General features: G+C 47.4%; 14 protein-coding genes. 6 read left to right on the top strand and 8 right to left on the bottom strand.

Annotated elements, in window-relative coordinates:
• Nucleotides 1-103 precede the first annotated feature (103 nt).
• From D8Y20_RS06270 to D8Y20_RS06255, 4 genes are all read right to left on the bottom strand, one after another.
• Nucleotides 104-1,027, bottom strand: coding sequence for a branched-chain amino acid transaminase (locus D8Y20_RS06270; protein ID WP_121542185.1), 924 nt, complete (start codon nt 1,025-1,027; stop codon nt 104-106).
• A 113-nt stretch (nt 1,028-1,140) separates the two neighbouring features.
• Nucleotides 1,141-2,103: a calcium/sodium antiporter gene (locus tag D8Y20_RS06265; protein WP_121542184.1), complete on the bottom strand. Its 963-nt coding sequence runs from the start codon at nt 2,101-2,103 to the stop codon at nt 1,141-1,143.
• Nucleotides 2,103-2,993 (bottom strand): phosphoribosylaminoimidazolesuccinocarboxamide synthase, encoded by an 891-nt coding sequence (locus D8Y20_RS06260; RefSeq protein ID WP_121542183.1) that lies wholly within the window; start codon nt 2,991-2,993, stop codon nt 2,103-2,105. The genes D8Y20_RS06265 and D8Y20_RS06260 overlap by 1 nt, the downstream gene beginning before the upstream one ends.
• On the bottom strand, nt 2,986-3,702 hold the full coding sequence (locus D8Y20_RS06255) for a YecA family protein (RefSeq protein ID WP_121542182.1): 717 nt from the start codon (nt 3,700-3,702) through the stop codon (nt 2,986-2,988). Before D8Y20_RS06255 ends, D8Y20_RS06260 begins: the two co-directional genes overlap by 8 nt.
• Before the next feature lie 184 nt (nt 3,703-3,886).
• Here D8Y20_RS06255 and D8Y20_RS06250 point away from each other — a divergent pair, with 184 nt between their 5' ends.
• From D8Y20_RS06250 to rpmB, 3 genes are all read left to right on the top strand, one after another.
• Complete coding sequence (locus D8Y20_RS06250; protein ID WP_121542181.1) at nt 3,887-5,068, top strand: cation:proton antiporter; 1,182 nt, start codon at nt 3,887-3,889, stop codon at nt 5,066-5,068.
• On the top strand, nt 5,065-5,448 hold the full coding sequence (gene gloA / locus D8Y20_RS06245) for a lactoylglutathione lyase (protein WP_121542180.1): 384 nt from the start codon (nt 5,065-5,067) through the stop codon (nt 5,446-5,448). The genes D8Y20_RS06250 and gloA overlap by 4 nt, the downstream gene beginning before the upstream one ends.
• A 173-nt stretch (nt 5,449-5,621) precedes the next feature.
• Nucleotides 5,622-5,813 (top strand): 50S ribosomal protein L28, encoded by a 192-nt coding sequence (gene rpmB, locus D8Y20_RS06240; protein WP_121542179.1) that lies wholly within the window; start codon nt 5,622-5,624, stop codon nt 5,811-5,813.
• A 192-nt stretch (nt 5,814-6,005) separates the two neighbouring features.
• Here rpmB and D8Y20_RS06235 read toward each other — a convergent pair whose 3' ends face one another.
• The 4 genes from D8Y20_RS06235 to D8Y20_RS06220 form a co-directional block, all read right to left on the bottom strand.
• Nucleotides 6,006-6,284 carry a peptidylprolyl isomerase gene (locus D8Y20_RS06235; RefSeq protein WP_121542178.1) on the bottom strand — a complete coding sequence of 93 codons (279 nt, stop codon included), beginning with the start codon at nt 6,282-6,284 and terminating at the stop codon, nt 6,006-6,008.
• A gap of 176 nt (nt 6,285-6,460) precedes the next feature.
• Nucleotides 6,461-8,563: a glycine--tRNA ligase subunit beta gene (gene glyS, locus D8Y20_RS06230; RefSeq protein ID WP_121542177.1), complete on the bottom strand. Its 2,103-nt coding sequence runs from the start codon at nt 8,561-8,563 to the stop codon at nt 6,461-6,463.
• A gap of 85 nt (nt 8,564-8,648) precedes the next feature.
• Nucleotides 8,649-9,563 carry a glycine--tRNA ligase subunit alpha gene (locus D8Y20_RS06225; protein WP_121542176.1) on the bottom strand — a complete coding sequence of 305 codons (915 nt, stop codon included), beginning with the start codon at nt 9,561-9,563 and terminating at the stop codon, nt 8,649-8,651.
• A 62-nt stretch (nt 9,564-9,625) separates the two neighbouring features.
• Nucleotides 9,626-11,893, bottom strand: a complete 2,268-nt coding sequence (locus tag D8Y20_RS06220) for an NADP-dependent malic enzyme (RefSeq protein ID WP_121542175.1) — start codon at nt 11,891-11,893, stop codon at nt 9,626-9,628.
• Between the two features lie 77 nt (nt 11,894-11,970).
• Here D8Y20_RS06220 and D8Y20_RS06215 point away from each other — a divergent pair, with 77 nt between their 5' ends.
• The 3 genes from D8Y20_RS06215 (at nt 11,971) to ccoN (ending at nt 15,000) form a co-directional block, all read left to right on the top strand.
• The gene (locus D8Y20_RS06215; protein ID WP_121542174.1) at nt 11,971-12,885 is read left to right on the top strand and encodes a ketopantoate reductase family protein; all 915 of its coding nucleotides are present in this window, start codon (nt 11,971-11,973) and stop codon (nt 12,883-12,885) included.
• Between the two features lie 93 nt (nt 12,886-12,978).
• Nucleotides 12,979-13,107 carry a hypothetical protein gene (locus D8Y20_RS13900; RefSeq protein WP_255418407.1) on the top strand — a complete coding sequence of 43 codons (129 nt, stop codon included), beginning with the start codon at nt 12,979-12,981 and terminating at the stop codon, nt 13,105-13,107.
• Between the two features lie 495 nt (nt 13,108-13,602).
• Nucleotides 13,603-15,000 carry a cytochrome-c oxidase, cbb3-type subunit I gene (gene ccoN / locus D8Y20_RS06210; protein WP_121542249.1) on the top strand — a complete coding sequence of 466 codons (1,398 nt, stop codon included), beginning with the start codon at nt 13,603-13,605 and terminating at the stop codon, nt 14,998-15,000.
• The last annotated feature ends 3 nt before the right edge of the window (nt 15,001-15,003 follow it).

Below are 15,003 nucleotides of genomic sequence, written 5' to 3'. Positions count from 1 at the left end.
AGATCCATTCAACACTCAAGCCATGCCTTTCTTCTACACAGTAAAATAAAAAGGGCACCCACAGGCGCCCTTTTTATTATATTGATATGTGAAATGTGTGTGCTTATTTCACGTATGAGAGCCAATCTCCGTGGGTGCCCGTTCTACCGTGTACAGCATCGAAATATTTGCGTTGTAGCACTTCGGTAACAGGCCCGCGTGAGCCACAACCGATCGTGCGGCCATCAAGTTCACGAATTGGTGTGACTTCTGCGGCAGTACCGGTAAAGAATGCTTCGTCAGCCACATAGACTTCATCACGGGTAATGCGTTTTTCACGCACCTCATAACCCTCTTCTTTGGCCAGCTGAATCACGGTTGCACGGGTAATGCCATCGAGTGCACTGGTCAGTTCGGGCGTATAGATCACACCGTCATAGACCATAAAGAAGTTCTCGCCAGTACCTTCTGCTACAAAACCATCCACATCCAGCAATAATGCTTCATCATAACCATCTCGCTGAGCATCAGAGAGCGCCAGCATGGAGTTGATATAATTACCATTCGCTTTGGCTTTACACATGGCAACATTGACATGATGGCGGGAGAATGAAGAAGTACGGATACGAATGCCCTTCTCCAGCGCATCCTGCCCCAGATAGGCTCCCCAGCTCCAGGCAGCAACGATGACATGCGTTTTCAGATTATCTGCGCGCAAGCCCATACCTTCAGAGCCGTAGAATACCATCGGTCGCAAATAAGCAGAATCCAGCTTGTTTTCACGCACCGCTGCAAGCTGCGCATGATTGATCTCTTCTTTACTGAACGGCATCTCCATATTCATGATTTTAGCAGAACGAAACAGGCGATCAGTATGTGCCTGCAGCCGGAAAATCGCCGTACCTTCATCAGCATGATAGGCGCGCACACCTTCAAATACCCCCATGCCATAATGCAGTGTATGCGTTAACACATGGATCTTGGCCTCTCGCCAGTCCACCATTTCGCCATCAAACCAAATCACACCATCACGATCAGCAAAATTCATCTCTACTCTCCAAAATCTTAGTGGCGCAAAGGTAACGCCTCATACATAAGTATGCCAATACATGCCAATGCATTGCATCGAGCATGTACGACTCGCATCAAATAATCACAACATCACGCCTGTAAATACAACAGAAACAAATACGCCACAAAACCAGAACCCAGCAAGGCACCCTCAAAACGCGTCACTTTGCCACCCTTTAGACCAAAAGAGACAACAAACAGAGCAAACGTAAAGCCCAGCATAATCGGAAAATCACGCATCAGTGCTTCCGGAGCAAACGCCCCCGGATGAATTAAGGCCGGCATTGCCAGAACAGCTAAAATATTAAACAAATTGGAGCCAATCACATTACCAATGGCCAAATCAGCCTCACCTTTCAAGGCACTGACAACGGACGCAACCAACTCAGGCAAACTGGTACCGATCGCTACAATGGTCAGGCCGATAATCAGATCACTGACACCCAGATAGTGGGCGATATCCACCGCTCCCCAAACCACCATACGTGAGCTAACAATCAACACCACGAGTCCCACGATAAAAAATAGCACCGATTTACCCATGCTTAAATTATCAGGAATGGCATCGGTAAACTCTTCAATGAGTGGATCATGGCGATCTTTCATGCCTATGCGTGTCATCCATGCCAATAACATCACAAGCCCGACAATCAGAATCAGACCATCATTAAAGCTCAACTCGCCATCAGCCATCAATGCAAATGCCAAAGCAGTAACCAGAAACAGTACCGGCATCTCACGCCTTAAGGTTAACGATTTTACCGTCAGAGGAATAATCAGCGCTGTAATACCTAACACCAGCCCGATATTGGCAATATTCGAACCGATCGCATTACCAATACCCAGATCACGATTTCCATCAAACGCAGCCATGGCAGCAACAATCATTTCAGGCAGTGACGTACCTATACTGACGATGGTCAGACCGATCACCATCGGTGGCACACGCATATTTTTAGCGACTGAGGATGCACCATCGACAAACAGATCAGCGCCCCAAATAAGCAGTGCTACACCAATAGCTACCGCAGCAACTGCAGTCACTAGATCCATTAATTCAGACTCGTTAAACGGGTCAGTGCTTCCAAGTATTTTTCTGATGTTCTATGTTTGATTTCATCCGGCAATACAGGGCCAGGCGCTTTCTTGTCCCAATCCTGTGTCTCCAGCCAATCGCGTACGATCTGTTTATCAAAACTCGGAGGACTCATGCCCGGCTTATATTCTGAGACAGGCCAGAAACGTGAAGAGTCAGGCGTAAGCACTTCATCAATCAGTGTTAAAGTACCATGTTCATCAAGTCCGAACTCAAATTTGGTATCAGCAATAATAATACCCTTCTGCAAGGCAAACGCAGCAGCCTCTTTATACAGAGCCAGACTCACATCACGAATTTGCTCAGCCAAATCGGCATCAATAATGGTAGCCATCACATCAAAACTGATATTCTCATCATGATCACCAACATCGGCCTTGGTCGAAGGTGTGAAAATCGGTTCAGGCAACTGATCAGCCAGACCAAGCCCTTCAGGCAGTGTAATACCACAGACAGAACCCTGTTTTTGATACTCTTTCCAGCCTGAACCAATCAGATAACCGCGCACAATTGCCTCAATAGGCACGGGTTTCAAGCGCTTCACTACAATGGCATGTGAAGCAACGCGCTGGCGCTCTACTGCATCGGGGATGGCTTCTTCAAGGCTCATATCCGACACATGATTGGCTACGACATGTGACAATTGCTTAAACCAGAAATCGGACACAGCATTCAACACTCCACCCTTACCCGGGATAGCCGTTGGCAGGATCACATCAAAGGCAGACAAACGATCAGTGGTCACAATAAGAATATGTGTATCATCCACCTCATACATATCGCGCACCTTACCGCGGTGCAGTAGTTTCAGACTGCTAAGGTCAGCCTGCATCAACGCATCAGACATGCGCAGCCACTAATTTAAGCCAAAAGTGAATCATGGTTGCACTAAACGCATCATCATCTGCCGCACGCAACAGATCACCCAATTCTTCCAAATATTCAGTAGGAAAATGATAAACCGCACCGGAAGCTTCCCAGCCGGCAGGCGTCTGCATCAACCGTAAACCCACCACATCTTCCACATCCAACATGCGACTGGCATAGGCGTCATTAATGGTGATCTGTTCAGCTTTTTCAAGCATCGCATCACTGACCGTAAAGCTTTCGCCCGCCACACATGTTATCACTTTATATAGACGCAATGGGCGCTCAGACAACTGCTTGAGGTAGGCTCGCTGTGCCTCATCCAGAGTCAACTCCGGTGCATTCAAAATTAATTCCAACGGACGGTCTTCACCCTCCATATCACTATAACGTCCAGCGGCTACCAAATACTCCAACAGATTAACATCGTGAATACTGCGAATTGTAGCATCGGCAAGCGCAATACCTGAGCGCTGCTCTTCAGAGATATCAGACAACCAGACCTGATCCACCCACTGGTCGGTCTCTTTCGTATAATGATCGCTGACCCAGGTTAGCGCATGCATTACCCCATCACGTCGGTGACCACTGGCCACCATCTGGTCGCGTTCATTAACCTTACAACATTTTTTATATTTCTTGCCACTGCCACATGGACATGGCGCATTACGCTGTACCTTTTTAGACACAAGGACTCCCAATCACAACACTCAACGGTTATCAAACCACATTGAAGATGCCAGATCATAGCTCATTCACACATATATTTTCAACACCAGTAATGATTTATTGCATGAACCTTGCTAATCCACTCGTATGCACTATATCATTTTTCTCCTATAATGACTTTAAAATAAGAATAAAGGAAAACACATGCACTTAGACCCCATGATGATGAACATCACGATTGTATTATCGGTCGCACTGGCTCTGGCTTATCTCACCGTACGTTTAGGACTCCCTATTGTGGTCGCCTATATCATTACCGGCATTATGCTTGGCCCTACCATGTTGGGCGTCATTTCTGATCAGGATACGGTAACCCGAATCGGCGAGATCGGCGTGGTCATGTTGCTCTTTTTTGTTGGCATGGAAGTCTCCATTCCCAGACTTATGAAACGCTGGCGCATCGCATTTATCGGTACAAGCGTTCAAATCGCCACCAGTGTCGCGGCATGTGTAGCACTGGTCTGGATGTTTGATCTGCCAACCAACCTCGGTATTTTATTCGGCTTTGTCATCTCTCTCTCCAGCACAGCGGTGGTGCTCAAAGAGTTGCAGGATGCAGGAGAAATGGATGAGCCGTTCGGACAGAATGCTGTTGGTGTATTGCTCGTTCAAGATATAGCCATCGTACCAATGATGATTGTATTGAGCCTAATGGGTGATGGTGAATTCAATAGCACCGAACTGATCAAACAGGTTGGCGGCGGTTTGGCGATCATCACATTGGTAGTGTTTTTGATGAAAACAGATGCTTTGCAGATCCCCGGCTTTTTAAAGGGCAGCGTTGAAAAGCGTGTACTGCTCGGCCTGCTATTGTGTCTGGGTGCCGCCACACTCACATCATGGCTGGGGCTTTCTGCCGGCCTCGGAGCTTTCCTTGCAGGTATGCTATTGGCATCGAGTAATCAGTCTGACTGGATTCACCAACATCTGGAGTCCGTGTATGTCATCTTCGTCATGATCTTTTTTCTTTCTATCGGCATGATGGTAAATATGGATTATTTGATGTCACATCTATGGCTGGTATGGGGGGCAACCACAGCGGTATTCCTATTCAACTCCGGCGTAAATGTATTTGTCATGCGCGCGCTCGGTGAAAGCTGGAGAATGGCATTGATTACCGGAGGCCTGCTCAGTCAGATTGGAGAATTCTCATTTCTACTCGCCGCTGTCGGTACCTTTGCAGGCATACTCTCCCCCCAACTACATGAACTCACCGTGATCGTCATAGCGATGACACTGTTAGTCAGCCCTGTCTGGATGATGCAGGTGCGCTGGTTAGCCAGACAAGACGATGTACTACCAACAGATGAGGACAAAACATCATGAGACTATTACATACTATGATTCGCGTTGGCGATCTGGATCAGTCCATTGACTTCTACACCCGTATTCTGAGCATGAAACTACTACGCCGCAAAGACTATCCTGCCGGTCGTTTCACACTCGCTTTTGTCGGCTATGGGGATGAATCAGAGAATGCCGTGATTGAATTAACCCACAATTGGGACACATCAGCCTATGAACAAGGCACTGCTTTTGGTCATATCGCCATCGGCGTGGATGATATTTATGGCATCTGTGAGCGTATTCGCGCGGCTGGCTGCACCATTACCCGGCAACCCGGCCCTATGAAACATGGCACAACTGTGATCGCTTTTGTGAAAGATGTGGATGGATATGCTATTGAACTGATAGAACGAGAATAGCTTAAAAATCGCCTTCAAGTGACCATAAAGACAATGAAATCATAGTCTTACGCCATAAAAATAATTTCAGAAACAGATCTCAATACACAGCCGCAAAATAAAATGTATTTTTTTACTTGTGTGCTTGATCGCATTCTCATAAAGTGCGCCGCCTTTCTCTGGAGGTATTTGAAATGGCTAAGCGTTGTGAAGTATGTGGAAAAGGTCCTATGTCAGGCAATAATGTCAGTCATGCGCATAATACGACTCGCCGTCGTTTCCTGCCGAATTTACAGCAGGTTCGCGCTGTCGTTAGCGGACAGACCCGTAAAGTAAAAGTGTGCTCAAGCTGCCTGCGTTCAGGCAAGATTCAAAAAGCCGCTTAAAAACCCGTACCGCTGATTCAGATAGAATCAGCTCTACCATCAATCATTAAAAAAGGGCGTCTATTGAGATAGACGCCCTTTTTGTGCTTTATATTCAAGAATATGCTGATTGATTGCATCCTGCAAAAAATCAGCCCATCCTAAAAGGTGCATGATTGCCATTCAGCACAACCATGAACCTTTGCATTCTAATTAACTACGGCTTGTAACTTCCAACAGATGATAACCAAACTGCGTTTTCACAGGGCCTTGCACCGTGCCAACTTCAGCCGAAAAAACGACCTCATCAAATTCTGGCACCATCATACCCGGGCCAAACTCACCCAGGTCACCACCATTACGACCGGATGGGCAGCTTGAATGCTCTTTTGCCAGATCAGCAAACTCCGAACCTGCTTCAATTTGTACTTTTAACTCTGCACATTTCTCTTCTGAATCCACCAAAATATGGCGGGCTGTCGCTACTGTCATTTCTATACCTCTCATTTCTTTTATCACACTAAAGTTTTATTTACCGCAAAGTACGCAGAGTTACGCAAAGTAAAATCAAAAGCAACGCAACTACCGGCTAGCAATCGCCTTCTCTGCGCCAAGGTGATAGCACTTGTGCAAGAGAAGGCCCCTTGCAATAAAAAGCACTAACAAATCTACAGGCGCGATACGTCGGCCAGATTCAAAAACAACTGACGCAAACGCGCCAACAGAGCCAGTCGATTGCCGCGCACCTGCATATCCTCAGCCATCACCATCACATCATCGAAAAATGTATCTACCGGTTCCCTAAGTGTCGCTAGCACACTCAAAGCAGGTGCAATGGAATCATCAAACCCAGCTACCGATACAGCACTGCGGAAATCAGTTTCGGCTTTCAGCAACGCATCATACAAGGCGCGTTCAGCCGACTCTGCAAACAAAGCAACATCCACTGCCGCTGGAATATCAGCCGCTTTCTTCAAAATATTAGCTGTTCGTTTGTTGGCTGCTGCAATCGCCTGCCCTTCATCTGAATCTTCAAAACCCATTAAGTGACGCGCAATCAATGTCTCACGATACAACGGTCTATTTTCTGATGAATGCACCGCTGCATCAATAGATGTTTTAGAGAAGCCCAATGCACTGCTCAGTCCCAACAGGCGCTCAATAACAAACGCATGTACCTTAGCTTTAGTCTCATCACTGATGGCAATCGTCACACGCTGTTGATTCCACTGTTTTGCCACTTCATCAATGACTTGATCCAGCGTCATATCAATCGGCTGAGTGGTATCACTCAAGAGACGAATCAAACCAATCGCCGCACGACGCAAGCCAAACGGATCAGCACTGGCGGTAGGAATACGGCCAAGGTGAAAATAACCCAGCAACTTATCCGCACGCTCAACCACGCCAATAGCACGCGCAATACGGTTATCCGGCAGGTCATCTTCTGCACCAGACGGCGCATAATGCTGCGCAATGCCCCCTGCTACAGACTCATTCTCTCCATCCATACGGGCATAAATACCACCCATATAACCCTGTAATTCAGGGAATTCACCAACCAAACCAGTGGTTAAATCAGACTTGCACAAATACGCGGCGCGCTGCGCATCATTGGCATTCACACCAAGTGCAGTGGCATTATCGAGCACAAACGCACGCATACGGCGCACCTGATCTCCCACCATACCAAGACCGTCCTGAAAAACGATCTCAGACAGTTTTTCGACCCGTGCTTCCAGCGCCTGCTGTGGATCACGATCAAAATAGAACGCTGCATCAGCCAAGCGGGCATTCACTACGCGCTCATTGCCTTGCGCTACTGCCGCTGGGTTCTTAGATTGAATATTGGCTACCGTAAAAAAGACTGGCGTCACGTTTCCGTCTACATCATGCGAAGAAAAACAGCGCTGATGATGTTTCAACTCAATACGACTCACCTCTTCCGGCAAACGCAAAAAATCATCATCATAACGTGCTGCAATCGCATGTGGCCATTCAACCAGGTCAGTCACTTCATCCAATAGATCTTCATCATCAACCAGTGTCACACCAGCTTCACTTGCAGCATCCATCAACTGTTTGGCAATCAACGCTTTGCGTGCATCCCGATCAGCACGCACACACTGGCCTTCCAGCCAGCCAAATGGATCGCTCACATCAAGTTCACCCTCTGAACCATGCATACGATGGCCACGACTGATTAGCCCTGCTGTGATGCCGGCAAAGCTGAAATCAATTACATCATCACCAAGCCTTGCGACCATCCAGCGAACAGGACGGATAAAGGCATCACTACGCTCATCCCCATCACGCCATTGCATCTGCTTGGGACTAGGTAACTTACGCAAGATAGCAGGCATGGCTTCAGCAAGCATATCAGCAACCATACGCCCCTTCACCGTGCGCACAGCTTTCATGTAATTGCCTTTACCATCGCCTTTATCAGCCAACTCAAAATCATCCAATGACAGCCCCGACTTCTTAGCAAAACCGATTGCTGCTCCACCGGCTTTACCATCAGGGAATGCCACCCGCTCCGGTGGCCCCCACAGTGTCTCTTCAGCATCAGCCTGCACTACAGGACAAGCATCAGCATGCAATAGCAGGCGGCGCGGCGTTACACCCAAACGCAGTGATTGTGGTGCCACATTGGCATCGGCCAGCAGCTTCTCAACTGCCACCTTCAATGCTTCTCCCATACGCGGCGCAACACCGGCAGGTATCTCTTCTGTTCCAATTTCAATCAATAAAGGCTGTAATTCACTCATTTCATATTCATCCTGGAAAAATCTCTCACTGCTGCATGAGATGCAGCACTATCGCGCATGACAGAAGCAACACCCATTGCTTCTGTCATGCTTGCTCCCCCGCATAAGCTCTCGCCACGGTACGGGCAAGCCCGCGCACGCGGCCAATAAAGCGCTGCCGTTCCGCTACTGAGATGGCTCCACGCGCATCCAACAGGTTAAATGCATGCGATGCTTTCATCACTTCCTCATAAGCAGGCAAGACCAAGTCATGTTCGGTCAATCGTTTGCATTCGCCCTCTGCATGATCAAATGATTCATGTAATCTGGCCGCATCAGCCTGCTCAAAATTATAGGCTGAAAATTCCACCTCATTGCGGTGGAACACATCACCATACGTAACTTGCTTACCATCGGCATCCTCAACCCAGACCAGGTCATAGATATTATCCACACCCTGCAGGTACATTGCCAAACGCTCTAAACCATAAGTAATTTCACCCGGTGTACGTGTAAGCTCAACACTGCCTACCTGCTGGAAGTAGGTGAACTGCGTCACCTCCATACCATTGAGCCAGACTTCCCAGCCCAAACCCCACGCTCCGAGCGTTGGCGATTCCCAATCATCCTCAACAAAACGAATATCATGTACTTCAGGATCAATACCTATGGTGCGCAGGGAGTCGAGATAGAGCTCAAGAATATTGTTCGGTGCCGGTTTTAAAATCACCTGAAACTGGTAATAGTGCTGCAAGCGGTTGGGGTTTTCACCATAACGCCCATCGGTCGGACGACGGCATGGCTGCACATAAGCAGTACGCCAGTCTTTATCATCCAAGACACGTAAGAAAGTGGCAGGATGGAATGTACCTGCTCCCATCGAACTATCGTAAGGCTGCTGCAACACACAGCCCTGTTTGGCCCAGAATTGCTGCAATGTAAGTATAAGATCTTGAAACGTCACGGTGATTAGCTCCCGAATAATTAATAATTTACCGCAGAGTACGCAAAGTAAAACCATACATATTGATGCCTTTGACCCTACTCTGCGTCCTCTGCGGTGAATCCTTTTGACTGATTGCTTTACTGATCGGCGGCTCGTGCAGCGGCGATGGCCGCCATATTCACGATATCATCAACCGATGCGCCGGTTTGCAAGACATGTGCCTGCTCAGGCAAGCCCAGCAGAATCGGACCAATGGCAGTGCCGCCGCCCAATTCACGCAATAGTTTATAAGAGATATTACCGGCCTGCATGGTCGGAAATACCAGAATATTGGCTGGCTCTTTTAATTTACTGAAAGGGTAATCTTTAAGAATAGCACTGTTCACCGCTGTGTCGGCCTGCATTTCACCATCTACAATCAGATCCGGTCTTCTTTCATGCAACAGACGGGTCGCCTCTGCAACCTTGTTAGTTTCTGCATGCTCGACACTGCCAAAGTTGGAGAATGACAGCATTGCAACACGCGCTTCACAACCCAGTGAAATAGCTGTCTCTGCTGCCAGCTCACCCAACTCTGCCAACTGCTCAGCATTCATATCCACATTCACCGTACAGTCAGCCAGGAAATAGGCGCTGTTTTCCATAATCATCAAATACATACCATAAACATGGTGGCGCACACCATCTTCATTATGGCCAAGCACTTTCAGGATTGGACGTAACACATTGGGATAATGTGCCGTGCGTCCGGACAGCATGCCATCAGCATCGCCACTACGTACCAGCATTGCTGCAAGCATATTCGTATCACTTCGCAATGCTTTTCTGGCATCAGCTGGCAGAACACCATTGCGTTTACGATCTTCATAATAGGCATCCGCAAGTGCAGTGAAACGCGCATCATCAACACTTGGATCAATCAGAGTAAGGCCAGTAGCATCTATCTGAGCGCTGCGACAACTTGCCTGAAAGCGATCAGCACGACCGATCAGAATCGGATCAGCAATACCCTGATCCTTCATTTCAAGAGCAGCACGAATGACAGTCTCATCCTCACCCTCAGGCAACACCAACCGGATAGAATGCGCACGCGCCTTATCAGAAATGATACGCATAAACAGGCGTGAGTTATCGATACGCCCAGCCAGTTCCTGCGCATATGCCGATGCATCTACCATTGGCTTGCGTGCAACCCCAGTTTCAGTGGCAGCTTTGGCAACTGCAACAGGCACCACCTCAATCAAGCGAGGATCGAATGGTTTGGGTAAAATGTATTTAGGGCCGAAACGCAACTCACTGACACCATACACTTTCAACACCGAATCCGGCACATCCTGTCGGGCTAGCTCAGCCAGCGCATGCACGGCAGCAACTTTCATCTCTTCATTAAATGTAGTGGCTCTGGCATCAAGCGCACCACGGAACAGGAATGGAAAACCAAGCACATTATTCACCTGATTAGGATGGTCCGAGCGCCCGGTGGCCATAATCAGATCATCGCGGGCACTCATAGCCAGATCATAATCAATTTCAGGGTCTGGATTAGCCATGGCAAACACAATCGGCTTGTCGGCCATTGATTTAAGCATATCCGCATTCACGATATTGCCCTGTGACAGGCCGACAAACACATCAGCGCCAGCCATCGCTTCCTCAAGCGTACGCTCAGTTCTTTCTGTGGCGTAATATGCTTTATGCGGCGGCAGATCTTCATTGCGATCTTTACTGATCACACCCTTACGATCCAGAAACAGAATATTTTCACGTGTTGCACCAAGCTGTTCAATCAAGCGCATGCAGGCAAAGCCGGCCGCCCCTGCTCCAAGGCAGGCAATTTTCACATCTTCAATTTTTTTATTTTGCAAAATAAGAGCATTTAGAAAAGCCGCCGCCAGGATCACCGCTGTGCCGTGTTGATCATCATGCAACACCGGTATATTCATACGTTTTTTCAGTTCTTCTTCAATAATAAAACATTCAGGTGCTTTAATATCTTCCAGGTTGATGCCGCCGAAAGTGGGCTCCATGCGCGCTACCGTTTCAACAAACGCCATCGGATCGTTTTCAGCCAATTCGATATCAAACACATCAATATCCGCAAAACGTTTGAACAATACACCTTTTCCTTCCATTACCGGCTTACTGGCTAAAGGACCAATATTGCCCAGACCAAGTACCGCAGTACCATTACTAATCACTCCAACCAGATTGGCACGGGAGGTAAACTCATCGGCCAGTTCAGGATTCTTTTCAATTGCCAGACAGGGTTCCGCCACACCAGGTGTATATGCCAGAGCCAGATCCCGCTGTGTGACGCAAGGCTTGGTCGGCTGAACACTTATTTTACCCGGTTTTGGTTTACTGTGATATTCAAAAGCATCTTTGCGCAGTTGTTCTTTTGGCATCTCTAACCCCTTTGGTTATAGTCGTGAAGGATCGCAAGCATAGCGTCGTATTGATGCTGGGTCATGGAGGGAATCATATGAAGATAGGATTTGCAGGTGCAGGTGCCGTCGGTTGCCACTATGGCAGTAAACTTCAACAAGCTGGTTTTGATGTATTATTGCTTGCGCGCGGTAACCATCTGAAAGCATTGCAAGCGCATGGATTACGACATAAATCTGAAAATACTGAAATATCCATCGCTATCAGCGCCACCGATAAAGCTGAAGATCTCAACACATGTCAGGTTATTATCTTATGTTGTAAAATGACTGGTCTATCCAACATGCTTTCGACGATTCAGCCTTTCATCTCCCCGGATACGCTGCTGGTCACACTTCAAAATGGCGTCGAAGCTCCTGATCTACTGCGCACCACCTTCCCAAACAACAGCATTGCTGCAGGCAGCGCCTTTATCGGAGCCAGAATAGCGCAACCCGGCCATATCATTCACTCTGCTGCCGGCGGCATTCGCATGGGACTCTGGCAAACAGGATCAGGCGATCATTATCTCCACACATTAATGGAAGCATTTCAACGTGCATCGGTTCCCATTCGTATCGAATCAGACCCCGCCGCCATGTTATGGCGCAAACTACTTTGGAACTGTGGATTTAATGCTATTACGGCGATCACCCGTCGTTATGCCCACGACACGGCAGCCAATCACGAAACACTTATCATTGTAGAACAGGCCATGCAGGAAACAGTCGCACTCGCTCAATCATTCGGCATTAACCTTGGAGAAGGTGATATTCACAAACATATCCACATCACACTCTCCATGGGTCCAGTCAAAACCAGCATGTGGCAAGACATTGAAGCAGGGCATACCACTGAAGTTGATTTCATCAACGGCTATATCGCCAGAAAAACGGAAGAAAAACAATTATCTGCGACAGCCAACCGATTTTTAACCACGCTTATTCATGCCATAGAACAAAACCACCACTAATACCTGCATCCATGTAAAGTGTGATATACATCATATTATCACATTGACTGAAAACTGATCATTGCCTCATTTTTTATAAGAGAGGTGAGGATCATGTTTGACGAAGTTATTCTAGAATACAGAGCCAAACGCACAACGGCTGAAAAAATCGCATTCGCATTCTTTGTATCGCTGGGTTTGGTCTGTCTGACCCTGTTAGGAATCTTTCTTAGTTTTACATAAACCACAACATGGTTCTTTATGAACACCTGTTCATTTCTATTAATTTGGTATCCACATCAAAGATGTCAGGCTCGCCAAAACGACAATCAATTCATTGCATGGTATAAAGTCACTTGCACGCTAAAAAAAAACAGGCTTCCGTTTCGACATATCCACAACATTACATCCGGGCAGATAAACCAGTATAAAAAATCAGTTGCTAAAATCCACGCAACACCTAATTAAACCAATGACCCGGAAATATCCTAAACAGTTCTGTATTTTCGCATGATTCTTTCGTCCCAGCATTCACAGAGCAGTGTTGCCTACGCCATTTCAACATCCGCAACAGCACTAACATCCAGCCTTTAAATGCGCATCTGCCATGTATAAAAATTAACCATAAAAAAAGTATATACAAGCACAACTCCATAAGTAGTATTCCGAATGAACTTTAAAACACATCAGGAGGTGGATACTGTGGTCGAAAGCACCCCGGAAAACCCCAATTACAATATGACGATCGTAAAAGCATTTGCAGTATGTGCCGCTGTTTATCTTGTCGTCGGCTCATTGGTCGGTGATCTTATTGCATGGCAGCTATCATTCCCCGCCCTCAATTTCAATGAATATATGAGTTTTGGTCGCTTACGTCCCTTGCATACGAATGCCGTAATTTTTGCCTTTGGCGGCTGCACATTGATGGCAACAGCCTTTTACATTGTACAACGCACCTGCGGTGTCCCCTTGTGGAGCAACAAAATGGCATGGTTCACCTTCTGGGGCTGGAACCTGATTATTGTTGCCGCTGTAATCTCCTTCCCGATGGGCTGGACACAGGGCAAAGAGTACGCAGAACTGGAATGGCCGATTGATATCCTCATCGCCGTTGTCTGGCTCTCATATATGTTCAATTTCATCATGACTATCGTCAACAGAAAGGTCTCACATATCTATGTGGCCAACTGGTTCTTCCTTGGCATGATGATCATGATCACCTATCTACATGTGGTGAATTCACTGGCAATTCCGGTCACTCTGACGCACTCCTATTCTATATACTCCGGTGTGCACGATGCCATGATCCAATGGTGGTGGGGACACAATGCTGTGGGCTTCTTCCTGACAGCTGGTTTCCTGGGGATCATGTATTATTTCATTCCTAAACAAGCAGATATGCCAATCTACTCTTATCGACTATCCGTGCTGCATTTCTGGGCTCTGATGTTCGGTTATGTTTGGCTTGGCGCACATCATCTGCAATACACTGCTCTACCAGACTGGGCAGGCTCACTCGGCGCAGCAGTTTCCATCGCCATGATCATCCCATCTTGGGGTGGTGCGGTGAACGGACTGATGACGCTATCCGGTGCATGGAACAAGTTGCGTGATGATTATGTATTACGTTTCATGGTTGTATCACTGGCATTCTACGCCATGTCCACCTTCGAAGGTCCGGTCATGTCATTGAAAACAGTCAATGCTCTGTCTCATTATACAGACTGGACTATCGGACATGTACATTCCGGTGCGTTGGGCTGGGTAGCCATGGTATCCATTGGTGCTCTTTATCACCTGATTCCGCGCCTGTGGAACACCAAGATATTCTCCGTAACAATGGTTAATACACACTTCTGGATTCACACCATAGGTACAGTGATTTACATCTGTGCCATGTGGGTATCCGGTCTTATGCAGGGCCTAATGTGGCGTGCCACTGATGATTATGGCAATTTGGTGTACACATTTGCAGAAACGGTTGTTGCTATGCATCCCTACTACGTACTGCGCTCTGTCGGCGGACTATTAGTACTGCTTGGCGCTCTGATCATGCTGTACAATATTGTAATGACCATTAAAGGCGCTGACCAATCCAATGCAGATGAATCAAAACCTGCTGCGGCACAGGCATAGGGG

Origin of the sequence: Mariprofundus sp. EBB-1 (genome assembly GCF_003665155.1) — a bacterium.
In the GTDB taxonomy this organism is placed as follows: Bacteria; Pseudomonadota; Zetaproteobacteria; order Mariprofundales; family Mariprofundaceae; genus Mariprofundus.
The sequence above is the reverse complement of the archived record's forward strand: the minus strand, read 5'-3'. Positions and strand labels throughout refer to the sequence as shown.

What these genes read in the sequence shown, in the direction of transcription:
- D8Y20_RS06215 (WP_121542174.1), top strand. Translation starts at nt 11,971, where the DNA reads ATGAAGATAGGATTTGCAGGTGCAGGTGCCGTCGGTTGCCACTATGGC.
- ccoN (WP_121542249.1), top strand. Translation starts at nt 13,603, where the DNA reads ATGACGATCGTAAAAGCATTTGCAGTATGTGCCGCTGTTTATCTTGTC.
- D8Y20_RS06260 (WP_121542183.1), bottom strand. Translation starts at nt 2,993, where the DNA reads ATGTCTGATGCGTTGATGCAGGCTGACCTTAGCAGTCTGAAACTACTG.
- D8Y20_RS13900 (WP_255418407.1), top strand. Translation starts at nt 12,979, where the DNA reads ATGTTTGACGAAGTTATTCTAGAATACAGAGCCAAACGCACAACGGCT.
- gloA (WP_121542180.1), top strand. Translation starts at nt 5,065, where the DNA reads ATGAGACTATTACATACTATGATTCGCGTTGGCGATCTGGATCAGTCC.
- rpmB (WP_121542179.1), top strand. Translation starts at nt 5,622, where the DNA reads ATGGCTAAGCGTTGTGAAGTATGTGGAAAAGGTCCTATGTCAGGCAAT.
- glyS (WP_121542177.1), bottom strand. Translation starts at nt 8,563, where the DNA reads ATGAGTGAATTACAGCCTTTATTGATTGAAATTGGAACAGAAGAGATA.
- D8Y20_RS06265 (WP_121542184.1), bottom strand. Translation starts at nt 2,103, where the DNA reads ATGGATCTAGTGACTGCAGTTGCTGCGGTAGCTATTGGTGTAGCACTG.
- D8Y20_RS06220 (WP_121542175.1), bottom strand. Translation starts at nt 11,893, where the DNA reads ATGCCAAAAGAACAACTGCGCAAAGATGCTTTTGAATATCACAGTAAA.
- D8Y20_RS06225 (WP_121542176.1), bottom strand. Translation starts at nt 9,563, where the DNA reads ATGGTTTTACTTTGCGTACTCTGCGGTAAATTATTAATTATTCGGGAG.
- D8Y20_RS06250 (WP_121542181.1), top strand. Translation starts at nt 3,887, where the DNA reads ATGCACTTAGACCCCATGATGATGAACATCACGATTGTATTATCGGTC.
- D8Y20_RS06235 (WP_121542178.1), bottom strand. Translation starts at nt 6,284, where the DNA reads ATGACAGTAGCGACAGCCCGCCATATTTTGGTGGATTCAGAAGAGAAA.
- D8Y20_RS06270 (WP_121542185.1), bottom strand. Translation starts at nt 1,027, where the DNA reads ATGAATTTTGCTGATCGTGATGGTGTGATTTGGTTTGATGGCGAAATG.